Origin of the sequence: Streptomyces sp. NPDC127177 (assembly GCF_042672475.1) — a bacterium.
Taxonomy (GTDB): domain Bacteria; phylum Actinomycetota; class Actinomycetes; order Streptomycetales; family Streptomycetaceae; genus Streptomyces.
The window spans coordinates 43,184-66,775 of record NZ_JBHXUW010000042.1 but is presented as its reverse complement, the minus strand read 5'-3'; the positions used below and the strand labels follow the sequence as shown (position 1 = coordinate 66,775).

Below are 23,592 nucleotides of genomic sequence, written 5' to 3'. Positions count from 1 at the left end.
GCCGTAGTGTCGTCGGGGGCGTTCTTTAATTTCAGCTGTTTCTCGTGGTTGGTCGGGTCCGGGGGCCTTTCGGCACCGTCCACCACCGGCGTATCCGCTTACGGTCGTCCCGCTGCGAGTCGCCGATCCAACGGTGGCCGCCCACAAGGGAGATCGGGGGTGTGCTCGTGCGGATCGGACTCCTCACCGACGGTGGTTATCCGTATGCGACCGGTGAGTCCAGACTCTGGTGCGACCGTCTGGTGCGCGGGCTCGCGCAGCACGAGTTCGATCTCTTCGCGCTCAGCCGCACCGCCGAACAGGAGGCGCGCGGCTGGGTCCAGCTCCCGCTCCAGGTGAGCCGGGTGCGCACGGCGCCGCTGTGGACCTCCGACGAGGACGCGCTGGGGCTGCACGCCCCCCGGGGGCTGCTCTCGCGCCTGCTGAGCGGAGGGGGCGCGCGGTCCTACGGACGGCGCGAACGGCGCCGCTTCACCACCCACTTCACGGCGCTCGCGACCTCGGTCTGCGCCGCGGGTGCGACGGGTGGCGAGCGGGGTGACGGCGCAGGGACCGCCGGGCAGGACGCGTCCGGACGCGGCCCGGACGGCCACCGCGACCGGGGACGGGCCGGGGCCTCCGAGGACGCGCTGTTCACCGACGGTCTCTACGGGCTCGCCGAACTGGCCTGCGAACACGGCGGACTTCCCGCGGCGCTCCGTTCCGAGACCGCGGTACGCATCCTGGAGGCGGCCTGCCGCGCGCCCGGCACCGGCCGCACCGTCCAGAGCGCCACCGTCCCCGACCTCCTCGCCTTCACCGCGGAGCTCGACCGGGTCCTGCGCCCGCTCTCCCTCGACTGGTACGACGAGGAGAGCCTCGGCGCGGTGGACCTCTGCCACGCCACCTCCGGGGGCGCGGCGGCCCTGCCGGGCCTGCTGGCCAAACGCTTCTTCGACGTGCCGCTGCTGGTCACCGAGCACTCCGTGCAACTGCGCTCGCACTACCTCGCGGCGAGCGGCACCCCGCTGAGTGCGCCGGTGCGCGCCCTGCTCGCCAACTTCCACGGCCGGCTCGCCGGTGAGGTCTACCGCCAGGCCGCGCTGATCACCCCCGGCAACACCCACGCCCGCCGCTGGCAGGAGCGGTGCGGCGCGGACCCCGCCAAGGTGCGCACGGTCCACCCGGGCATGGAGTCCGGCCGGTTCGCGGCGCTCGGCGAGAACGAGGGCGACGGCGGCCCGGACACCCTGGTGTGGGTCGGCCGCATCGAGCCCGCCAAGGACCTGGTCGCACTGCTGCACGCCTTCGCCGAGGTGCGCAAGGCCGAACCGGACGCCCTGCTGCGGATCATCGGCGCTCCGGCACAGGGACCGGAGGGCGCCGCCTACCTCGCGCAGTGCCGGGCGCTCGCGGCCCAGCTCTTCCCGGACGAGGCCGCCGACGCGCACGCCGTCGGCGACAACCCGGTCTCCTTCGAGGACATCGGCGACGCGGAGGTCCCCGACCTCGCCCAGGCGTACGCGGCGGGCGGGATCGTGGTGCTCTCCAGCGTGGTCGAGGGCTTCCCGATCAGCCTGGTCGAGGCGATGTTCTGCGGCCGGGCCACCGTCTCGACGGACGTCGGCGCGGTCGTCGAAGTCATCGGCGGTACGGGGCTCGTGGTGCCGCCGCGCAATCCCCGCGCACTCGCGGACGCCTGTCTGGCCCTGCTGCGGGACCCGGAGCGCCGTGCGCGCCTGGGAGCTGCGGCGCGCGCCCGCGCACTCGAACTCTTCACGGTCGAACAGAACCTCGCGGCATTTCGCGGCATTTACCTGGAGCTGATCGCTCGGGCGCCGGTACGCCGGGAGGCTGCCTCGATCGACGTCGGCGGCGGCCCGCGCCCCTTCGCCACCCCTCCGGAGGCCCACGTCCTCGGCCTGTGGCCGGAGCGGGACGAGGCCCTCGTCCCCGGACCCGCCGACCGCACACCCAGCTGGGCCGGGCAGGGCGTCTGCGCGGCGGCGGCGCTCGGAGCGGGGGACGGCGATGCGTGACCAGGAAGCGGCCGGGCCCGGCCGCCGTACCGACCGATCCGGGCCGCCAGGCGCCCCCGGTGAGAAGCACGGAGGAACGACGATGGGCCGCCCGACCGAGGTGCCAGGCACACCGACGACCGGCGGCGACCGGGACCCACGCTCACGTGCGCTGGTCTCCGAATCCCCGGCCACCGAGGCCTCCGAACCGGCCTGGGGGCTCCCGGCCACGCAGGACGTCGTCGCGGAGCCGCCCCCGCGGGGCACCTCCGAAGAGACGCCCCCTTGGGACGCCTCCCCGGGGAGGCCCTCGACGGACGTCGTCGCGGAGCCGCCCTCGGAGGACGTTCTCCCGGAGCTGCCCCCGGAGGACGTTTTCGCGGAGCTGTCCCCGGGGGGTGCTTTTACCGGTACGCCCCCGGAGGGTGCCTCTGCGGAGCCGGCCCCGGCGCCCGCGCCGGAGTGCGCCTTCACGGAGACGCGCCCGGCGCCCGCGCCTCAGTTCGCCACCACGCCGCACTCCGGCCTGCGCCCCGGCGCCCCCCGCCCCGGCCCCACCCGCGCGCCCGAGATCGCGCACGCGGCTCCGGCGCGCAAGCTCAGCACCGGCCGCCGCGGTCCCGCCGATCCCGTGAAGTCACTCATGCACCGGCACCGCGACCTCTGCGAGCGAGCCGTCGATCCGCTGGAGATCGCCGCCGGGCTCGAGGCCCACGGCGTCACCGACCGCACCGCCGCCCGCTACCGGCACCGCGATGTGTTCTCGCTCGCCGAGGAACTGTTCGCCCGGGTACCCGCAATCGCGGGGGAGCCCGCAGGCGTCCTTCCCACTCCGGCGCGCGACATCCAGACGCGCGCCGCCTGGTCGCTGCGGGCCCTGCTGCCCGGCGCCGCCTGCCTGGCGACCCTCGTCTCGCTGCGGCTCACCGACGGAGTGCTGGGCGGCGAGGCGCGGCTCGCCATCGGCAGCGGCGGCGCGCTCCTCGCGTTCATCGGGCTCGCCCTCGCCCTGCACACCGGCCCGCTCTCCACCGGCGGACGTTCCGCCGGTGCCGCCAACCTCTACGGCTGCTGGCTCCTCGGCTACGCCCTCTACGGCGAGGCGCTGCTCCACCAGGTCCTCACCGGCGGCCCCGAGGGCCCCTGGGACATCACCCCGGCGCCGCTCCTCGGGCTCGCCGTGGCGGTCGCACCCGCGGCCTGGTGCGCGCACCTCTTCTCCGTACACGCACACCGCAAACTCAACGGCAGCCGCGCGCTGGAGGAGTTCGCGGCAGGTGTGCGCCCGCTCCTGTTCGGCGCCGTCACGTTCTTCCTCTGCGTCCTGACCGGGCTGCTGTACCTGGCAGGCCTGGGGACCGGGGACGGCGGCGCACCCGTCGGGGCGGTGGGCCTCGGGGTACTGCTCCTGCTGGCCCGGCTCCTCACCGTCCACGGCTTCCCCGAACCGGCGGTCGCCGGACTCGCCGCCGCCTGCGCGGTCGAGGCCGCCGCGCCCGCCCTGATCCTGGCCGGGCGGCTGCCCGGCCTCGACGCCGCGGCCCGGCCCGTCGACCTCCTCGTGGAGACGGCCGGCACCGGAGCCGTATCCGCCGTGGCCTGCGGCGTCGCCGCCCTCGGCCTGCTGACCACCGCCACCGTGGCTCTCTCCCGAGCCTCCGCCCACACCGCCGCCTGACGCACCTCACAGCCCCGCGGAGCCGACGCCGCGGGTCCTTTCCCGCACCGTACGCAACTGCCTCAAGGAGACACCGGACATGACCCCCCAATACCCCGCACCGGCAGCCCGCCGTCGGCACCCAGGGGGCGCGCGATGAGGGTGCTGCTGCTCGGAGCCAACGGATTCCTCGGCCGGTTCGTCGCCGACCGGCTGCTCGCCGACCCGGCCGTACACCTCACGGCGCTTGGCCGTGGCGACGACGCCGACGTACGGTTCGACCTCGCGGGCGGCAGCCCCGGAGCGCTCACCCGCTTCCTGGACGCCGTCCACCCCGGAGTCGTGGTCAACTGCGCGGGCGCCACCCGCGGCGGCGCCCGCGATCTGACCCGCCACAACACCGTCGCCGTCGCCACCGTCTGCGAGGCGATGCGGCGCAGCGGCTGCACCGCCCGGCTGGTCCAGGTCGGCTGCTCCTCGGAGTACGGGCCCTCCCAGCCCGGCTCGTCCACCGCGGAGGACGCCATCCCCCGCCCCGGCGGCCCGTACGGCGTCAGCAAGCTCGCCGCCACCGAACTCGTCCTCGGATCCGGCCTCGACGCGGTCGTCCTGCGGGTCTTCTCACCGGTCGGCCCCGGCACCCCGGCGGGCTCACCGCTCGGCCGGCTCGCCGAGGCGATGCGCCGCGCCATGCAGTCCGGCGACGGTGAGCTGAAGCTCAGCGGCCTCGGGGTGCAGCGCGACTTCGTCGATGTGCGCGACGTCGCACGCGCCGTGCACGCCGCCTCGCTCTCCGCCGCCCAGGGCGTCGTGAACATCGGCACCGGCCGGGCGGTGCGCCTCCGGGACGCCGCCGCCGTGCTCGCCAAGGTCGCCGGATACGCGGGCGCGCTCCACGAGCTGGACACGCCCCCCGCCCGGCTGCCCATCGGCGCACCCCGCACCTCCACCGAATCGGTCATCGAACACCTCTCGGCCACCCCGTCCCCCTACCCGGACGGCTGCGGCGCCTGGCAGCAGGCCGATGTGCGCACCGCCCGGGACCGGCTCGGCTGGCGCCCCCGGATCAATCTGGAGGAGTCCCTCGCCGACATCTGGATGGAGGCGGCGTGCCGTATCTGACCAGCACCGGCACGGCCCGCCTGACCAGTGGTGCCGACCAACTCGGTTTCGGCGTCCCCGGATACGCGCACCCGCTGCTCGCACCCGTGGAGTGGGCGGAACTGGCCCGCCCCGGCACCCCGCTGCACTGGGCCGTCCTCAACATCGACAACGGCCCCGGCACCCGCCCCGACCCGCACTGCCTGGAGGCGGCGGGCCGGCTCCGCAACGCCCGCGAACGCGCCGTGCACGGCGAGGAAGTGCTGGACTCCGTACGGGCTTCGGCCGGCCGGCTGCTCGGCCGGCTCGATCTGGCCCACGGGAACCGGCCCTTCGACCAGCTGATCGCCGACGCCCGGTCCTTCCTGGACTGGTACCGCGTCGACGGCTTCTACCTCGACCGGTGCCCGGCCGAGCGCCCCGACCTCCCGGCGGTCCGCCGGCTCACCAGCACGCTCGCCGCGCTCCTCGCGGACTGCGACAGCGCGCAGGACGCCGGGCACCTGGTGCTCGGCCACGACACCCATCCCTACCCCGGCTACGCGGAGGCCGCCGATCAGCTCGTCACCTTCCGCGGCGCGTGGACCGACTACCGCTGGTCGCAGGTGGCGGAGTGGACCGCCGCCTACCCGCCGGGACGGTTCGCCCACTTCGTCCACGGCGTCCCGCGCACCCATCTGGAGGAGGCGATGCGCATCGCCCGCTGGCAGGGCGCGGGGACGATCTTCTTCACGGACCGCACAGGTGAGACGGATCCGGCCAACGGGCACGGACAAAACGATCCATTCGCGACACTGCCCAGGTACTGGGACGAAATCGTCTCGCGGATCGGACCCGGTATCTCGGAATGAGAGGGGGCGTGGCAGTGTTACCGGAAGAACAACCGTACGTAGCCGAAGTACGTAGAAACCGACCACCTGCATTGTTGAGGTTCCTGTGTCGCTGCCACCCCTGGTCGAGCCAGCTGCTGAGCTCACCGTCGACGAGGTCCGCAGGTACTCCCGCCACCTGATCATCCCGGATGTCGGGATGGACGGGCAGAAGCGGCTGAAGAACGCGAAGGTGCTCTGTGTGGGCGCCGGCGGTCTCGGCTCGCCGGCCCTGATGTACCTGGCCGCCGCCGGTGTCGGAACGCTCGGCATCGTGGAGTTCGACGAGGTCGACGAGTCGAACCTGCAGCGCCAGATCATCCACAGCCAGGCCGACATCGGCCGGTCCAAGGCCGAGTCCGCCAAGGACTCGGTGCTCGGCATCAACCCGCTGGTGAACGTGGTCCTTCACGAGGAGCGGCTCGAGGCCGACAACGTGATGGAGATCTTCGCCCAGTACGACCTGATCGTGGACGGCACGGACAACTTCGCCACCCGCTATCTCGTCAACGATGCCGCGGTGCTGCTGAACAAGCCGTACGTGTGGGGTTCGATCTACCGGTTCGACGGCCAGGCGTCCGTCTTCTGGTCCGAGCACGGTCCCTGCTACCGCTGCCTCTACCCGGAGCCGCCGCCCCCCGGCATGGTTCCCTCCTGCGCCGAGGGCGGCGTGCTGGGCGTGCTCTGCGCGTCCATCGGCTCCATCCAGGTCAACGAGGCCATCAAGCTGCTCGCCGGCATCGGCGACCCGCTCGTCGGCCGACTGATGATCTACGACGCCCTGGAGATGCAGTACCGCCAGGTCAAGGTCCGCAAGGACCCCGACTGCGCGGTCTGCGGCGAGAACCCGACCGTCACCGAACTCATCGACTACGAGGCCTTCTGCGGCGTCGTGTCCGAGGAGGCACAGGAGGCGGCGCTCGGCGCCACGATCACTCCCAAGCAGCTCAAGGAGTGGATCGACGGTGACGAGAAGATCGAGATCATCGACGTCCGCGAGCCGAACGAGTACGAGATCGTCTCGATCCCCGGCGCGAAGCTGATCCCGAAGAACGAGTTCCTGATGGGCAACGCCCTCCAGGACCTCCCGCAGGACAAGCGCATCGTGCTGCACTGCAAGACCGGTGTCCGCAGCGCCGAGGTCCTCGCGGTCCTCAAGTCGGCGGGCTTCGCCGACGCGGTGCACGTCGGCGGCGGAGTGATCGGCTGGGTCAACCAGATCGAACCCGAGAAGCCGGTGTACTAGAGCGCGGTGAAGGGGCCGGTCCGCAGTCTGCGGGCCGGCCCCTTCGTCATGTGCGCCCCGGCTGAGGGCTGTCCCTTAATCCCCGGCGGGCGCACGACGCCGGCTACGGCGCCTCGCCGCGTTGCCGGAACGCCCGAACACATCCAGTACGCGGACGTCCCTCCGCCTCGCGATGCACCGCATCCGAACGCCGCACGCTGATCCACCAGGGTTTACGGGACAGCCCTTACGAGCAGGTCTTGCCGTCCGCCGGTACCTTCCCGTCCAGGAAGTACGTGTCCACGGTCGACGTCACGCAGGTGTTGCCGCCGTAGGCGCCGTGCCCCTCACCCTTGTTGGTGAGCAGGATGCCGACGCCGTCGCCCAGCTCGTCAGCCATCTTCCGCGCCCCCTCGTACGGCGTCGCCGGATCGCCCGTCGTCCCCACGACCAGGACCGGGCCGGCGCCCGGGGCGCTCGCCTCCGGGGTGTCGTGCTCACCCTTCACGGGCCAGTCGGAGCACCAGCCCGCGGTGTCCCAGGCCAGGAACGCCCCGAAGACCGGCGACAGCTTCTCGAACTCGGGCAGCAGCGCCTTCGCATCGGCCGCGGTCGGCCGTGCCTTGCTGTCCGCGCAGGAGATGGCCCGCTGCGAGTGGCTCTCGGTGTCGTAATGACCCTTCTCGTCACGGCCGTTGTACGAGTCGGCCATCTGCAGCAGCATGCTGCCCCGGCCGCCCTCCGCCTCGTCCAGCGCCTGCGTCAGATAGGGCCAGTTGCTCTTGGAGTAGAGCGGCATCACGATGCCCGTGAGGGCCAGTGACTCGTTGAGCTCACGGGACGTACCGGTCGGCAGCGGCTTCTTGTCGATCCGTGCCAGCAGCCGGGCGATGCGCCGGGTGCCCGCCTTCGGGTCCTGACCGCGGTCCTTGAGGTAGTTCTCCAGGGCCCGCTGGAAGCCGGTCGCCTGGTTGCGGGCGTGCCCGACGGTGTCCGCCGTGGGGTCGACCACGGCGTCGAAGACGGTGCGCCCGACGTTCTTGGGGAAGAGGTGCGCGTAGGTGCCGCCCAGTTCGGTGCCGTACGACATACCGAAGTACGTCAGCTTCCTGTCACCGAGGACCTCACGGATCAGGTCCATGTCCCGGGCGGCGTTGGCGGTGCCGACGAACGGCAGGACCTTGCCGGAGCGGCGCTCGCAGCCGGCGCCGAAGGAGGCCCCGTCCTTCATGAACGCCGCCTGCTCCGCCGCCGTGTCCGGGGTCATGTCGACCTTCCGGTTGGCGGTCTCCTGCTCCTGGTCGGTGCGGCACCGCACCCCGGCGCTCCCGGCCACCCCGCGCGGATCGAAACCCACCAGGTCGTAGCGGGTGTTGAGCTCCGTGTACGAACTGGCGGCGCGCGGCAGTATGGACACCCCCGAACCGCCGGGACCACCGAAGTTGAACAGCATCGAGCCGAGCCGGCTGCCCTTCTCCCGGGCCTCCTTGCGGATCAGCGCGATCCCGATCGTGGTGCCGTCCGGCTTCGCGTAGTCCAGCGGGACATCGACCGTCGTGCAGCGCCAGTCCGAGCCCGGGGCGCTGTCGCCACCGGTGGCCTCGCAGCGCTTCCAGTCCAGGAGCTGCGAGGTGAGCGAGGCGGGCAGTCCCGGCTCTCCGCTCGCGGTGGACGAGGAGGTGGCGGACGGCGATGCGGCCGTGCTGCCGTCCGCCTGTTTGCCGTCCGTACCGCCACCGTCCTCGCAGCCGGCGAGCCCCCCTGTCAGCAGCAGCGCGGCCGCGGCCAGCGCCCCGGCCCGTGCGTATGAGACCACGTGTCCGTCCCTCCCCGTCGTGCCTGCCCGGCCGGCAGTGCGCCCATGGTAGGACGCGTCCGGACGGGCCCTACCCGCAGACCGTTCCGGCCGACGGCACCTTTCCGTCCAGCAGGTATCCGCCCACGGCCTTCTGCACACAGGCGTTGCCGCTGTTGTACGCGCCGTGCCCCTCGCCCTTGTACGTCATCTCCACGCCGACGCCCTTGCCCAGCTCGTCGGCCATCGCCCTGGCGCCCTTGTAGGGCGTCGCCGGGTCACCGGTGTTGCCGATGACCAGCTGGGGGGCCGAGCCCGGAGCGCTGACGTCCGGGTGCTCCCAGGTGCCGTCGACCGGCCAGTCGGTGCAGGCCATCAGGCCCCAGCCCAGGTAGTCGCCGAAGACCGGTGAGGCGTCACGGAACTCGGGGAGCTTCGCCTTGGTCTGTTCCAGCGTGAACCGCTCCTTGGAGTCGGCGCAGTTGATGGCGGTGTTGGCCGCGGCCGAGTTGTCGTAGCGGCCGTCGTCCGAGCGGCCGTTGAGGGAGTCCGCGAGGGCCAGCAGCAGTCCTCCGTTGCCGCCGTCGGCCTCGTCCAGGCCCTGTTCCAGCAGTGGCCAGGTCTCCTTGGAGTACAGGGCCGCCGCGATACCGGTGGTGGCCTGTGTCTGCGTCAGCTTCCGTGCGCCGATCCCGGACACGGGCTTCTTCTCCAGCCGGTCGAGGAGATCGGAGACCCCCTGCTCGACCTCGCCGGCGTCGGACCCCGGCAGCTTGCAGGCATCGCCCCGCTTCGCGCAGTCCTTGGCGAAGTTGTCCAGGGCGAGCTGGAACCCCTTGGCCTGGCCCAGGGAGGACTGCTCGGCGTCCTCCGTCGGGTCCACCACCGCGTCCAGCACCGACCTGCCGACGTTCTTGGGGAAGAGGTGCGCGTAGACGCCGCCCAGTTCGGTGCCGTACGAGATGCCGAAGTAGTGCAGCCGGTCGTCGCCGAGCACCTGGCGCATCAGGTCCATGTCGCGGGCGGCGTTCGTCGTCCCGACGTGGGGCAGCTCGGAGCCCGAGTTCTTCTTGCACGCCGCGGCGTAGGTCTTCGTGTCCGTGACGAACGCCTTCTCCTCGGCGGCGTCGTCCGGTGTCCCGTCGCTCTCGTAGCGTGCGTCCAGCTGCTTGTCGCTCTCGCACTCCACCCCGGCGCTGCGGCCGACCCCGCGCGGGTCGAAGCTCACCAGGTCGTAGCGGGTGCGCAGCTTGTCGTAGTCGGTGCCGAAGGCGGGCAGGGTGGCCACGCCCGAGGCGCCGGGGCCGCCGAAGTTGAAGATGAGCGAACCGATCCGCTTCTTCTTGTCGATCGCCTTCGCACGGATGAGCGCCAGGTCGATGGTGTCCCCGGCGGGCTTGGCGTAGTCGAGCGGGACCTTCATGACGGAGCACTCCCACACGGCGCCGCCGGGCAGTGGGGAGGGTGCGGCGCCGCCGCCCTGCGCCTGGGACGGGGCGGGGCAGGTCTTCCACTTCAGCTTCTGGGAGGCGAGAGCGGACGGGCTGGAACTCGCGGCGGCGTTCGCCGCGTGCGGCGAACCCTCCGACCGGTCCGGACTGTTTTCGTCACCGCTGTTCGAACAGCCGGTGAGGGGGAGCAGCACGGTCACAGTGGCGGCGAGGGCCGCGGCGCGCAGGGCAGGGGAGGTCCTCATCGCTCCATCGTGCGGTGGCGAGGGGGAGGGTGCACGGGGCGCCGGTCCAAGCGGGTGGCCACCCGCTCGGTCCGGCGACGGGACGGCCCTTAGAGCGCGCCCTTGCGCGTCAGCTGGTTGAAGCAGAGCCAGCCGGGGAGGACCGGCAGCCACAGCGTCATGAGCCGGAAGAGCAGCACCGCCGGGGCCGCGACCTCCTTCGGCAGGCCGACCGCGATCAGACCCAGCGTCAGCGCGCCCTCGACGGCCCCCATACCGCCCGGGGTGGGGGCCGCCGAACCCAGCGCGTTACCGGCGAGGAAGACCACCGCGATGCTCGCGTAGCTCAGGTGCGGGGTGTCCGGACCGCTGAACGCCCGGACCGAAGCGTCCAGGCACATCACGAACAGACCGGTGAGCAGCAGCATTCCGCCGATGCCGGTGAGCAGCTTCTGCGGACGCTGTACGACGTCGAGCATGCGGGGTACGACGCCGGCGAACAGCGACCGCACCCGGGTCACCACGAACTTCCGCAGGAACGGGATCGCCGTCACCACCAGCACCAGCACGGCGACCGTCAGGAGCCCCGCGATCACGGTCCTGGAAGGGGTGAGCGAGGACGGGGTCTTCTCGGTGCCGGTCAGATAGCCGAAGGCACCGAGCAGCAGGATGTGACAGCCGAGTCCGAACAACTGCGAGGCACCGACACTCGCGACCGCGAGCCCGGGGCGTACGCCGGAACGTTGCAGGAAGCGGGTGTTCAGGGCGACTCCGCCGACCGCGGCCGGCGCCACGATCTTCACGAACGACCCGGCGATCTGTGCCAGCACCGTCTTGCCGAACGGCACCCGCTCGGGCACGAAGCCCAGCAGGCTCATCGCGGCCGCGACGTAGCTGAGGGCAGAGAAGCCGAGCGCGGCCGCCACCCAGCCCCACTCCGCCTGCTCGACCACCGCACCGAAGTCGGCCTCGGTGACCTGCGAGATCAGGAAGTACGCGGCGATGGCGCCTGCGATGAAGCTGAACAGGGTGCGGGGTTTGATGCGCTCCAGACGGACCGGCTCGACCGGTGCCTGCGGCCGGATCAGCAGCACCTCCCGGCGGATCTGGGAGAGCAGATCCTCCTCACGGGCCTCTTCGAGCGCGTCGTCCATGGCCCGCTTCTCGGCCTGCTTCTCGGTGCGCAGCGATTTGCGGACGGCCTTGCGGCCCGTTTCCTCGGACACCTCCGCACCGTGCGTCCGGGCCCGCTTGGCCGCGTCCGAAGCGTCGAGCACCGCCTCGCGCTCCCGCTGCGAGCGCTCCCGGGCGAGCCGGCGCAGATGCGCCCGGGTTGAGCGGCTGAGCGCGATCGGCTGGAGCAGCGGCAGCGAGTCCGCGACCGTGTCCGGGCCGACCACGGCGAGCGCCGCTGCCACCGCACGTTCGGCCCCGACCCGCAGACCGGTCGTCGTGAGCAGCTGGGCGACGTCCATCCGCAGGACCAGATCACCGGCCGCGATCTCGCCGCCGCGCAGATCCGTGACGAACACCTTGCCGGAACGATCCACCAGCAGGGCGTCACCGGTGAGCCTCCGGTGCGCGATCCGCCTCGACTGGAGCGCCTGCACCTGGCGCCAGGCGCCGCGCACCAGGTCGTCGGTGACGTCGGCGTCCTCCAGGGCGTCCAGCGAACGCCCGCCGATGTGCTCGTACACCAGCATCACGGCGTCGGGCCCCAGCTCGGAGGTGGCGATCAGCTTGGGGGCGTTGGCCCCGGCGGCGATCGCCGCGTACGCGAGCAGCGCCTCCTGCTCCAGCGCCTGCCGCAGCGACTGGATGGAGCGCCGCTGGGTGATCCCGCGCAGGGTGAGCCTGCGCCACACCCGGTAGAAGAAGCCCTGGGCCTGCTGCTCCCGGTCGACGACCGTCACATCCAGTGGCGGTCCGTCCTCCAGTGAGACCAGATAGCGCCTGCCGCGGTCGTTCTGGTCGCCGGAGTCGGGGGCGTCGTCGGCCCGCATCGCGGTGACGGGGCGGAAGCCGACATGGCGCAGACCGGCCATCAGGTGCTGCCCCGTCGGCCGGACGTTCGGCGAGCCGACCGCGTACAGCGTCCCGTACGCCACCGTCCAGCCGATCAGTACCGTGAGGATGATCGAGAGCGGTGTGGTGTAGCCGCCGACCAGCATGGCGAAGGCGTCGAGAAGCAGCACCACCCACAGCACGACCCGCCAGCGCGGTCGTCTCGCCATGCCGACCGCCGTCATATAGGCGATCACGGGGGCGAGGTATCCGTGCACGGGGTCGGTGAGCGCGTCACCCGGCTGCGGCTGGGTCAGGGCGTCCTGAATGGTTCCGGAGGCGGTCTTGGCGACCCAGAGATCCGCCGCGAGCGTCACCCCGTGCGCCAGTACGGCCGCCAGGACACCGTCCGCGATCCGCAGCCCGTCCCGTTTGATCAGCCGCTCGATGGCGAAGGCGACCGGGACGAGCAGCACCGCGATGCTGGAGACCAGACCGGCCAGCTTGATCAGTAGATCGGGTGCCTGCCCGGTGCCCTTGTTGATGTCCTGTTCGAGACCGGTGGTCGTGCCGTGGGCGAACGCGGCGACGGAGAACAGCACGACGATCGCCAGGACGCCGATGAGCAGCCGCAGCAGGTCGGATGGGCGGTGCACCCGGGCGGGGAGCAGGGGCTCGTCCCCCGAGACGCGCTCGGTCAGTTCTTCATCGGCGGTGGAGAGCGTCGCGCCGGCCGGCTTCCCGGAGGTGCTCCCCGGGCCGGTCTCCGGATCCGGCACGGCCCCCTGTGGGCGCGGCTCGGGGTCAGAGGCGTCGGCCGCCTTCGGTGGCTGCACGCCCTGCTCCTTCGTCGCCTCTGATTGGTCTTCGTCTTCTCGTATCACCGGTCACCGCCCGCATGATGGTGGCACGGCCTGCGGGCGGAGGAGGGCATCAGGGTGGGATGCAGGGGCGCGCGAAGCGCAAGATACGCTCCTTTTCCATCGTGCGCACGCTCCGTGTCCGGCCGAACACGGAACCGGCCGGACTGTCGGTGGCGTACGGCAGGATGGGCCGGATGAGCGAACACCCGACGAGCGACGCGTTGCCGGAGTACGCGGAGCGCGTGCTCGATGTGGCCGAACTGATCCCGCCCGGCCGTGTCATGACCTACGGCGACATCGCGGAGTGGCTGGGGGACGGCGGACCGCGGCAGGTCGGCCGGGTCATGGCGCTCTACGGGAGCGCGGTGCCGTGGTGGCGCGTCGTGCGCTCCGACGGGACGCTGCTGCCCGGCCACGAGCTGCGTGCGCTGAATCACTACCGCGAGGAGAACACCCCGCTGCGCGAGGCGCCGCGCAGCGCGGAGGGGCACGTTCCGCGTCTCGACATGAGACGCGCGCGGTGGGACGGCGTCGCCGGCGGCGCGGCGGGCGGCATGGCGGGCGGTCCGGGCGCGGACGGCGGGGGTGCTCACATCTGACAGCTTCGGCCATCCGCCGGCACTTCGGGCGGAGCCGGGCCCGTACGGCGTACGGGAAGCACGGGACGACGCGCTCGCCCGAAAGACGGACGCACCCGGGCCGGAACGTGACGATCCACGCAGCCGTCCCGCCGCAATCGGGGCCGGCGCCGGAGTAGCGTCGTCAGTTCGCGGCAGGCGCCGCGCGCTCATCATCAGCACACCCACCAGGACCGGCGACCCACGTGAGCTCCTCCTCCACCACCCGGCACAGTCCGTACCGTCAGCCACGGCAGCTGACCACGGGCGCCTACCGGCTGGTGCGTACCCTGCCGGGCTCCGTGGACCCCCCTCTCCTGGACGCAGCGCAGCGTGCGGTGGTTGACCACCCCGGCGGTCCGCTGCTGGTCCTCGCCGGACCGGGCACGGGCAAGACCACCACGCTCGTCGAGACGGTCGCCGCCCGCGTCGCCCGGGGCGCCGACCCGGCCCGCATCCTGGTCCTCACCTTCAGCCGCAAGGCCGCCGTCGAACTCCGCGACCGGATGGCCGCCCGGCTCGGCGCGGTCCGTGGCCCGCAGGCCACCACGTTCCACTCCTTCTGTTACGCCCTGGTCCGCGCCCATCAGGACGCCGACCTCTTCGCGGACCCGCTGCGGCTGCTCTCCGGACCCGAGCAGGACGTCACGGTCCGCGATCTGCTGGCCGGTCAGCTCGATCTGGAGAAGGAGGGCCACGACCACATCCGCTGGCCCGACGAACTGCGCGCCTGTCTGACCACGCGCGGCTTCGCCGACGAGGTGCGCGCGGTGCTCGCCCGCAGCCGTGAGCTGGGCCTCGGCCCGGACGCCCTCGCCGACTTCGCCCGGCGCACCGGCCGGCCCGACTGGAGCGCGGCCGCCGCGTTCCTCGCCGAGTACCTGGACGTCCTCGACGCCCAGGGGGTGCTGGACTACGCGGAGCTGGTCCACCGGGCGGTGCTCCTCGCGGAGCGCCCCGAGGTGTCGGCGCTGCTGGCGGGGAGCTACGACCTGGTGTTCGTCGACGAGTACCAGGACACCGACCCCGCCCAGGTGCGGCTGCTGCACGCACTGGCCGGGAACCGGGGGAGCACCCCGGGCGGCGGCGGTGGCCGGAATCTGATCGCGTTCGGTGATCCGGACCAGTCGATCTACGCGTTCCGGGGCGCCGACGTGAACGGCATCCTCGACTTCCCCGAGGTGTTCCGGCGGGCGGACGGCGCCCCGGCCCCGGTCGGCGTCCTCACCACCTCGCGCCGCTCCGGCGAACGGCTGCTCGCCGCCACCCGGCTGCTCACCCGGCGGATGGCGCTGACCCGGCTCCCCTCGGCGAAGGTCCGCGCCCACCGGGAACTCGGCGCGGTCCGTGAGGGCGGCAGCGTCGAGACGTACACCTATCCCACCGCCTCCACCGAGCTCGACAACATCGCGGACCTGTTGCGCCGGGCGCATCTGGAGGACGGGGTCCCGTGGCGCGAGATGGCGGTGCTCGTCCGGGCCGGCGGCCGCACGATCCCCGCGGTGCGCCGGGCCCTGACCTCGGCGGGCGTCCCACTGGAGGTCGACGGCGACGATCTGCCGCTGCGCCACGAACCGGCGGTGGCCCCGCTCCTGACCGCCCTGCGCACGGTGGCGACGGCGGCCCTGCGGCGAGGAGCGGAGTCGGAGGGAGAAGCCGCGCGGGCGGGGTCGGAGGCGGCGCGGGCCGGGGGAGTAGCCGTGCAGGAGGAAGCTGCGCGGGCCGGGCAGGAGACGGCGCAGGCCCCCGGTCCACCGTCCGGGTGGCTCGACACCGAGACCGCTCTGACGCTCCTCGCCTCGCCCCTCGGCTCCATGGACGCCGCAGATCTGCGCCGCCTCGGCCGGGCCCTGCGCGACGAGGAACGCGCCGCCGGGAACCGGGTGCCCGCACCCTCCGGTGATCTGCTGGCCCGCGCCCTCGCCGAGCCGGAGCGGCTCGTCGCGCACGATCCGGCGTACGCCCGCGGCGCCCAGCGCCTCGGCGCCCTGCTGCGCAAGGCCCGCGAACTCCTGGAGGGCGGCGGCACCGCCGAGGAGGCCCTGTGGGAACTGTGGTCCGGTACCCCCTGGCCGGGCAGGCTGGAGCGCGCCGCGCTGCGCGGTGGCGCGGGCGGCCGCAACGCCGACCGTGATCTCGACGCGGTCTGCGCCCTGTTCGACACCGCTGCCCGCGCCGAGGAGCGCACCGGAGGCCGCGGCGCGCTCAACTTCCTCGAGGAGGTCGACGCCCAGGACATCGCCGCCGACATCCTCTCCAGGCGCTCCACCCGTCCCGACGCCGTACGGCTGATGACCGCGCACCGTTCCAAGGGCCTGGAGTGGCGCATGGTCGTCGTCGCCGGGGTCCAGGAGGGCCTCTGGCCCGACCTGCGCCGCCGCGGCTCGCTGCTGGAGGCGGACCGGATCGGCCGCGACGGTCTCGCCGAGCCCCTCACCCCGGGCGCCCTCCTCGCCGAGGAACGCCGGCTCTTCTACGTGGCCGCCACCCGGGCCCGCGAACGCCTCGTCGTCACCGCCGTCAAGGCGCCGGCCGACGACGGCGACCAGCCGTCCCGCTTCCTCACCGAGCTGGGCGTCGAACCCCGGGACGTCACCGGCCGCCCGCGCCGCCCCCTCGCCGTCGCCGCCCTCGTGGCCGAACTGCGCGCCACCACCGTCGACCCCGATGCCTCCGACGCCCTGCGCGAGGAGGCCGCCCACCGCCTCGCCCGGCTCGCCGCACTCGCCGACGACGAGGGGCAGCCGCTAGTGCCGTCGGCCCATCCCTACCGCTGGTGGGGCCTGTACGAGCCGACCCGTTCGGCCGTCCCGCTGCGCGACCGGGACCAGCCCGTCGCCCTGTCCGGCAGCGCGCTCGACCAGCTGGCCAACACCTGCGCGCTCCAGTGGTTCCTCGGCCGCGAGGTGAAGGCCGACGCCCCCGCGACCGCCGCCCAGGGCTTCGGCAACGTCGTCCACGTACTCGCCGACGAGGTGGCCTCCGGCCGCACCCCAGCCGATCTGGCCGTGCTCATGGAGCGGCTCGACTCGGTCTGGGACGGGCTGGTCTTCGACGCGCCCTGGAAGTCGCAGCAGGAGAAGGAGCAGGCACGCGTCGCCCTCGAACGCTTCCTGCGCTGGCATGTCATGGACCGCACCGGACGCACCCCGGCCGCCAGCGAGCACGACTTCGACGTGACGCTGGAGGCCGGGGAGTACGAGGTGCGCATCCGCGGCTCCATGGACCGCGTGGAACGGGACGCCGAGGGCCGGGCCTACGTCGTCGACTTCAAGACGGGCAAGCAGTCCCCGACGAAGGACGAGGTGGCCCGCCACCCCCAGCTCGCCGTGTACCAGCTGGCCGTCCGGGAAGGGGCCGTGGACGACGTCTTCGACGGGCGGCGCCCGGAGTCCGGCGGCGCCGAACTCGTACAGCTGCGCCAGCCCGCGCCGAAGAAGGAGGGCGGTGACGCCGTCCCCAAGGTGCAGGCACAGCAGCCGCCGGACACCGAGTGGGTATCCGACCTGCTGGCGACCGCCGCGGGCCGCGTCCTGGACGAACGGTTCACACCCACGGCCGGCCAACACTGCACCCACTGCACCTTCAGGGCCTCGTGCAGCGCGCAGCCGGAAGGGCGCCACGTCCTGGAGTAGCGGGCGGGGCGCGGGTCAGGGTTTGCGGGCCACCACTCCGTACACACTGACGTCCGCGTCGGTGACGTCGTTGATCTCCTGGTAGCGCGTCCGGTCCAGCTCGTCCAGGCCCGCCACGAACTCCGGATCGGGGTCCGCGGACTCGGGGAGGTCGATGACCTGCTCGGGACGCCAGCGGTGCACCGGGACGACACCGGGTTCGAGCATTTCCAGACCGTTGCCGGTCACGAAGCGCTCCACCTGGGCGTGCGAGCGGCGGACCATGGCGAAGCCGCGCTCCTTGAACCCCTTGGTGATGTTGCCGACCTGCTCCGGGTTGAGGTCCGAGCTGACGTTGCTCAGCACGAGATGACTGCCCGAAGGCAGCGCGTCGACGAGCTGCCGCACGATCGGATAGGCCTCGTCGTCCTCGATGAAGTGGAGTACGGCGGCGAGCACGAGTGCGACCGGCCGGTCGAAGTCGAGCGTGGCCCGAGCGGCTTCGAGGATCTTCCCGGGATCGCGCAGATCCGCCTCGATGTAGTCGGTCCGGCCTGCCGGGCCACTGGTGAGCAGGGCCTGCGCGTGTACGAGGACGACCGGGTCGTTGTCCACGTAGACGACCCTCGATTCGGGGGCGACGGCCTGCGCGATCTGGTGGACGTTCTGCTGCGTCGGCAGTCCGGTGCCGACGTCCAGGAACTGCCGGATCCCGGCCTTCGCCGCCAGGGTCACCGCGCGCCGCATGAAGTCACGGTTGTGCCGCACGGTGAGGTAGCCGCGGGGGTTGGCGGCCAGAGCCATCGCCGCGGCCTCGCGGTCCGCCGGGTAGTTGTCCTTGCCGCCGAGGAAGACGTCGTAGACACGGGCCGGGTGCGCCTTCGTGGTGTCGATGCGCTTCCTGAGCGCGGCGGTGGCGTCCAGGGAGCCTGAGCCGGGAGCAGGTGCGGGGGCGTCGGCGCTCATATGACCGTCCTCGTAAGGCTGTTGATGCGACAAGCAGTCAATCTAGACGGTCACCGACCGCCTGCGCGCCACCGTGACACGGTTCGCGCACGGCCCATGGCCCCGGTTCGCGCACGCCCACGGCTCCGGTCCGCGCACGCCCATGCCCCCGGTTCGCGTGCTCGGGACTTCGTGGGTTGCGCGCTCAGGACTTCGTGGGTTGTCGGTGCGCCCGGTTAGCCTCTGTGGAGTGTCCTCACGCATCACCGATCCCGAGCAGCTCAAGGAGCTCCTCGGGATCCCCTTCACCCCGGAGCAGACGGCGTGCATCACCGCGCCGCCCGCCCCGCAGGTGATCGTTGCCGGAGCGGGGTCGGGGAAGACCACGGTGATGGCGGCCCGCGTGGTGTGGCTGGTCGGGACCGGGCAGGTCGCCCCCGAGCAGGTACTCGGCCTCACCTTCACCAACAAGGCGGCCGGCGAGCTGGCGGAGCGTGTCCGCAAGGCCCTGATCGCGGCCGGTGTCACCGACCCGGACACCATCGACCCGGACAACCCGCCGGGCGAACCCGGCATCTCCACGTACCACGCGTTCGCCGGCCGGCTCCTGACCGAGCACGGACTGCGGATAGGGCTCGAACCCACCGTCCGCCTGCTCGCCGACGCCACCCGCTTTCAGCTCGCCGCCCGTGTCCTGCGCGAGGCGCCCGGCCCCTATCCGGCCCTGACCAGGTCTTTCCCCACCCTGGTCAGCGATCTGCTGGCGCTCGACGCCGAGCTCGCCGAACACCTCGTACGGCCCGAACAGCTCGCCGACTACGACACCGAGCTGCTCCGAACGCTGGAGAGCGCCAAGCTCAGCAACGCCGAACTGCGCAGGATCCCGGAGACCGCCGAGGCCCGCCGCGAACTGCTGTCCCTGACCCGGCGCTACCGGGAGGCGAAGCGCAGCCGCGACCTCCTCGACTTCGGGGACCAGATCGCGCTCTCCGCGCAGCTCGCCCTCACCCGCCCCGAGGTCGGCGCGATCCTGCGCGAGGAGTACCGGGTCGTCCTGCTCGACGAGTACCAGGACACCTCCGTCGCCCAGCGGCTCCTGCTCTCCGCGCTCTTCGGCAGCGGCCCCGACGGCATCCCGTCCGGGCACGCCGTCACCGCCGTCGGTGATCCCTGCCAGGCCATCTACGGCTGGCGCGGTGCCTCCGTCGCCAACCTCGACGACTTCCCCAGTCACTTCCCCCAGGCCGACGGCGCCCCAGCCACCCGCTACTCCCTCAGCGAGAACCGCCGCTCGGGCGGCCGCCTCCTCCACCTCGCCAACGGACTGGCCGAACCGCTGCGCGCCATGCACGAGGGCGTCGAGGCACTGCGCCCGGCCCCCGGCGCCGAGCGCGACGGCATCGTCCGCTGTGCGCTGCTGCGCACCCACACGGAGGAGATCGACTGGCTCGCCGACTCCATCGCGCACCTCGTGCGGACCGGCAAGGCCCCCGGCGAGATCGCCGTGCTGTGCCGCACCGCGGGCGACTTCCCGCAGATCCAGGCCGCCCTGGTGTCCCGGGACATCCCGGTCGAGGTCGTCGGTCTGTCCGGGCTGCTGCACCTCCCGGAGGTCGCCGACCTCGTGGCGGTCTGCGAGGTCCTCCAGGATCCGGGGGCCAACGCCTCCCTGGTCCGGCTGCTCACCGGCCCCCGCTGGCGGATCGGCCCCCGCGACCTGGCCCTGCTCGGCCGCCGGGCCCGCCTCCTCGTCCACCGCGCCTCCCACGGCGACGACGAGGACTTCGACCCCGACCGCCGTCTCGCCGAGGCCGTCGAAGGCATCGACCCGGCCGAGGTCATCTCACTGGCCGACGCCCTGGACACCTTCCTCGACTCCGGCGGCGAGGAGGACGACCACCTGCCGTTCTCCGCCGAGGCCCGTATCCGCTTCGCCCGTCTCGCCACCGAACTGCGCGATCTGCGCCGCTCGCTCGCCGACCCACTGATGGACGTACTGCACCGGGTCCTCACCACCACCGGCCTGGAAGTCGAGCTCTCCGCGTCGCCGCAGGCCCTGGCGGCCCGCCGTCGCGAGACCCTCGCCAACTTCCTCGACGTCGCGGCCCGCTTCGCCGCCGTCGACGGGGAGGCCACGCTCCTGGCCTTCCTCGGTTTCCTGCGCACCGCCGCCCAGTACGAGAAGGGCCTGGACAACGCACTGCCCGGCGGCGAGAACACCGTCAAGGTCCTCACCGCCCACAAGTCCAAGGGCCTGGAATGGGATGTCGTCGCCGTCCCCGGACTGGTCACCGGGCAGTTCCCCAGCGGCCAGTCCCGCGACGCGTGGACCTCCCAGTCCAAGGTCCTCCCGCACGCCCTGCGCGGTGACACGGCCACGCTGCCCGTCATCCACTCCTTCGACGCCAAGGGCCTCAAGGGCTTCAAGGAGGAGATGAAGGAGCACCAGCACACCGAGGAGCTGAGGCTCGGCTACGTCACCTTCACCCGCCCCCGCACCCTGCTGCTCGGCTCCGGCCACTGGTGGGGCCCGAGCCAGAAGAAGCCGCGCGGCCCGTCGGCCTTCCTGCACGCGCTGTACGAGCACTGCGAGGCCGGATACGGCGAGATCGAGGCGTGGGCGGACGAACCCGCCGAGGACGAGGAGAACCCGGCTCTCGCCGGGTCGGCGGCCGATCACGCCTGGCCGCTGCCCCTGGACGGGACGGCGCTGGCCCGCCGCCGGGCCGCCGCCGACACGGTGATGGCCCACCTGGCGGCACTCGCCACTGCGGGCCCCGTGCCGGAGGTGCACGGGACGCGGGAGGGGGCGCCCGAGCCGGACGGGGTTCACCTCGGCGGCGGGGCCTTCCCGGGCGACGAGCCGTTCCCGGAGGATGAGCCCTTCCCGGAGGACGAACCGTTTCCGGAGGACGAACCGTTTCCGGAGGACGAACCGTTCTCCGAGGACGCCCCTTTCCTGGACGAGGCACCCTTCCCCGACGACGTCCCGCAGGTGCCCCCGCGGACGACACCACAGCCCGCGCAGGCCCCACAGCCGCCGCACGTTCCGGCCGCCCGTTCCCCCGAGGAGGTCCCGCCGCGTCTCACCCCCGAGGAGTCCCGCACCCTCGCCTCCTGGGACCGCGACCTCGACGCGCTCACCGGGGAGCTGCGCAGGGCCCGAGCCACCGTGCGGGACGTCCTCGTACCCGCCTCGCTCTCCGCCACCCAGCTGCTGCGCCTGGCCGACGACCCCGACGGCTTCGCCCAGGAGCTGGCCCGCCCCATGCCCCGCCCCCCGCAGCCCGCCGCCCGTCGCGGTACCCGTTTCCACGCCTGGGTCGAGTCCCGCTTCGAGGAGCTGCCGCTGCCGATGCTCGGCCCCGACGAGCTGCCGGGCGGTGACGAGAGCGACACCGACATCGCCGACGAGCGCGATCTCGCCGAGCTCAAGGAGGCCTTCGAGCGCACCCCGTACGCCCGTCGCACCCCGTACCGCGTGGAGACCCCCTTCCAGATCACCCTGGCCGGACGGGTGATCCGGGGCCGTATCGACGCGGTCTACCGCACCGGGGACACGTACGAGATCGTCGACTGGAAGACCAGCCGCAGCAACACCGCCGACCCGCTCCAGCTCGCCGTCTACCGTCTCGCCTGGGCCGAACTGCACGGGCTGCCGCTCACCGATGTCACGGCCACGTTCCTCTTCGTCCGGAGCGGTGAGAGTGTCCGCCCCGCCCGGCTGCCGGGCCGCCCGGAGCTGGAACGCATCCTCCTGGACGAGCCGCCCCTCACGGGCGGATAAGCTGAAGGTCATGAGTGACACCCCGGACAGCGCCGTCCACACGTACACCGAGCAGCACCGCGCGCCCTTCCTCGACGACCTCGCCGAGTGGCTGCGCATCCCGTCCGTATCCGCTCAGCCGGAGCACGACGGGGACGTACGGCGCAGTGCCGAGTGGCTGTCCGCCAAGCTGAAGGAGACCGGATTCCCGGTCGCCGAGGTCTGGGAGACGGCGGGTGCGCCCGCCGTGTTCGCCGAGTGGCCGTCCGACGACGCGGACGCCCCCACCGTCCTCGTGTACGGACACCACGACGTACAGCCCGCCGCCCGCGAGGACGGCTGGGACACGGACCCGTTCGAGCCGGTGATCAAGGACGGCCGGATGTACGGGCGCGGCGCGGCGGACGACAAGGGACAGGTGTTCTTCCACACCCTCGGCGTCCGGGCCCATCTGGCCACCACCGGCCGCACCACCCCCGCCGTGCACCTGAAGCTCATCGTCGAGGGCGAGGAGGAGTCCGGTTCGCCGCACTTCCGCGCCCTGGTCGAGCAGCAGGCGGCGCGCCTCGCCGCAGACGCCGTGATCGTCTCCGACACCGGCATGTGGGACGAGACGACGCCGACCGTCTGCACGGGCATGCGCGGCCTCGCCGAATGCGAGATCGAGCTGTGGGGGCCCGGCCAGGACATCCACTCCGGATCGTTCGGTGGCGCGGTCCCCAACCCCGCCACCACCCTCGCCCGGCTCGTCGCGGCACTCCACGACGAGGACGGCCGGGTGGCGGTCCCCGGTTTCTACGACGGCGTGGCCGACGTCACCGCCGACGAACGCGCCCTCTTCGCCGAGCTGCCCTTCGACGAGGCCACCTGGCTGCGCACCGCCAAATCGCGGAGCGCGTCGGGCGAGGCCGGCTACTCCACGCTGGAGCGGATCTGGGCCCGGCCGACCGCCGAGGTCAACGGCATCGGCGGCGGCTACCAGGGCGCCGGAAGCAAGACGATCATCCCGTCATCGGCACGGGCGAAGCTCAGCTTCCGCCTGGTCGCGGGACAGGAACCGGACCGCATCCAGGAAGCCGTGCGGACCTGGGCCGAGAAGCGGATCCCGGCCGGGATCCGGCACCGGATCACCTTCCTCCCCGCCACTCGCCCCTGCCTCACCCCGCTGGACCATCCCGCCCTGCGGGCCGTGGCCCGCGCCATGGGACGGGCCTTCGGCCAGAAGATCCTCTTCACCCGCGAAGGAGGCTCAGGGCCCGCCGCCGACCTCCAGGACGTGCTGGGCGCCCCCGTCCTCTTCCTGGGCATCTCCGTACCGTCCGACGGCTGGCACGCCCCCAACGAGAAGGTCGAACTCGACCTGCTGCTCAAGGGCGTGGAGACCACCGCCCATCTCTGGGGCGAACTGGCAGCCGCCCTCCGCTGAATCCTCTGAACACCCGATCCATCCCGGGGGAGTAGGAA

Annotated in this window: 13 protein-coding genes; 9 read left to right on the top strand and 4 right to left on the bottom strand. The window is 72.6% G+C overall.

Features of this window, described 5'->3' with window-relative positions; translation table 11 throughout:
- Positions 1-167: 167 nt before the first annotated feature.
- The 5 genes from ACFVJX_RS24895 to moeZ all read left to right on the top strand — a co-directional run bounded on the left by ACFVJX_RS24895 (position 168) and on the right by moeZ (position 6,870).
- Positions 168-2,018: a glycosyltransferase gene (locus ACFVJX_RS24895; RefSeq protein ID WP_384130684.1), complete on the top strand. Its 1,851-nt coding sequence runs from the start codon at positions 168-170 to the stop codon at positions 2,016-2,018.
- 364 nt (positions 2,019-2,382) lie between these two features.
- Positions 2,383-3,675, top strand: a complete 1,293-nt coding sequence (locus ACFVJX_RS24890) for a hypothetical protein (protein WP_384130682.1) — start codon at positions 2,383-2,385, stop codon at positions 3,673-3,675.
- 135 nt (positions 3,676-3,810) lie between these two features.
- The gene (locus ACFVJX_RS24885) at positions 3,811-4,776 is read left to right on the top strand and encodes an NAD-dependent epimerase/dehydratase family protein (RefSeq protein ID WP_384130668.1); all 966 of its coding nucleotides are present in this window, start codon (positions 3,811-3,813) and stop codon (positions 4,774-4,776) included.
- On the top strand, positions 4,764-5,606 hold the full coding sequence (locus ACFVJX_RS24880; RefSeq protein WP_384130665.1) for a spherulation-specific family 4 protein: 843 nt from the start codon (positions 4,764-4,766) through the stop codon (positions 5,604-5,606). Before ACFVJX_RS24885 ends, ACFVJX_RS24880 begins: the two co-directional genes overlap by 13 nt.
- A gap of 85 nt (positions 5,607-5,691) precedes the next feature.
- Positions 5,692-6,870 (top strand): adenylyltransferase/sulfurtransferase MoeZ, encoded by a 1,179-nt coding sequence (moeZ, locus tag ACFVJX_RS24875; RefSeq protein WP_384130662.1) that lies wholly within the window; start codon positions 5,692-5,694, stop codon positions 6,868-6,870.
- Between the two features lie 226 nt (positions 6,871-7,096).
- Here moeZ and ACFVJX_RS24870 read toward each other — a convergent pair whose 3' ends face one another.
- The 3 genes from ACFVJX_RS24870 to ACFVJX_RS24860 form a co-directional block, all read right to left on the bottom strand.
- On the bottom strand, positions 7,097-8,665 hold the full coding sequence (locus ACFVJX_RS24870) for an alpha/beta hydrolase (RefSeq protein WP_384130659.1): 1,569 nt from the start codon (positions 8,663-8,665) through the stop codon (positions 7,097-7,099).
- A 70-nt stretch (positions 8,666-8,735) separates the two neighbouring features.
- Positions 8,736-10,340: an alpha/beta hydrolase gene (locus ACFVJX_RS24865; protein ID WP_384130656.1), complete on the bottom strand. Its 1,605-nt coding sequence runs from the start codon at positions 10,338-10,340 to the stop codon at positions 8,736-8,738.
- Between the two features lie 89 nt (positions 10,341-10,429).
- Positions 10,430-13,159: a lysylphosphatidylglycerol synthase domain-containing protein gene (locus ACFVJX_RS24860; RefSeq protein ID WP_384130653.1), complete on the bottom strand. Its 2,730-nt coding sequence runs from the start codon at positions 13,157-13,159 to the stop codon at positions 10,430-10,432.
- A gap of 221 nt (positions 13,160-13,380) precedes the next feature.
- Here ACFVJX_RS24860 and ACFVJX_RS24855 point away from each other — a divergent pair, with 221 nt between their 5' ends.
- Positions 13,381-13,785 (top strand): MGMT family protein, encoded by a 405-nt coding sequence (locus ACFVJX_RS24855; RefSeq protein WP_384130681.1) that lies wholly within the window; start codon positions 13,381-13,383, stop codon positions 13,783-13,785.
- A 224-nt stretch (positions 13,786-14,009) separates the two neighbouring features.
- The gene (locus ACFVJX_RS24850; RefSeq protein WP_384130651.1) at positions 14,010-17,438 is read left to right on the top strand and encodes an ATP-dependent helicase; all 3,429 of its coding nucleotides are present in this window, start codon (positions 14,010-14,012) and stop codon (positions 17,436-17,438) included.
- A gap of 15 nt (positions 17,439-17,453) precedes the next feature.
- Here ACFVJX_RS24850 and ACFVJX_RS24845 read toward each other — a convergent pair whose 3' ends face one another.
- Positions 17,454-18,383: an SAM-dependent methyltransferase gene (locus ACFVJX_RS24845; RefSeq protein WP_384130648.1), complete on the bottom strand. Its 930-nt coding sequence runs from the start codon at positions 18,381-18,383 to the stop codon at positions 17,454-17,456.
- A 229-nt stretch (positions 18,384-18,612) separates the two neighbouring features.
- On the opposite strand from ACFVJX_RS24845, the gene ACFVJX_RS24840 reads away from it, so the two are divergent.
- Both ACFVJX_RS24840 and ACFVJX_RS24835 read left to right on the top strand, forming a co-directional pair.
- A complete protein-coding gene (locus ACFVJX_RS24840) occupies positions 18,613-22,149 on the top strand; it encodes a UvrD-helicase domain-containing protein (protein WP_384130645.1) in 3,537 nt (1,178 codons plus the stop codon).
- Between the two features lie 10 nt (positions 22,150-22,159).
- Positions 22,160-23,554: a dipeptidase gene (locus tag ACFVJX_RS24835; RefSeq protein ID WP_384130644.1), complete on the top strand. Its 1,395-nt coding sequence runs from the start codon at positions 22,160-22,162 to the stop codon at positions 23,552-23,554.
- The last annotated feature ends 38 nt before the right edge of the window (positions 23,555-23,592 follow it).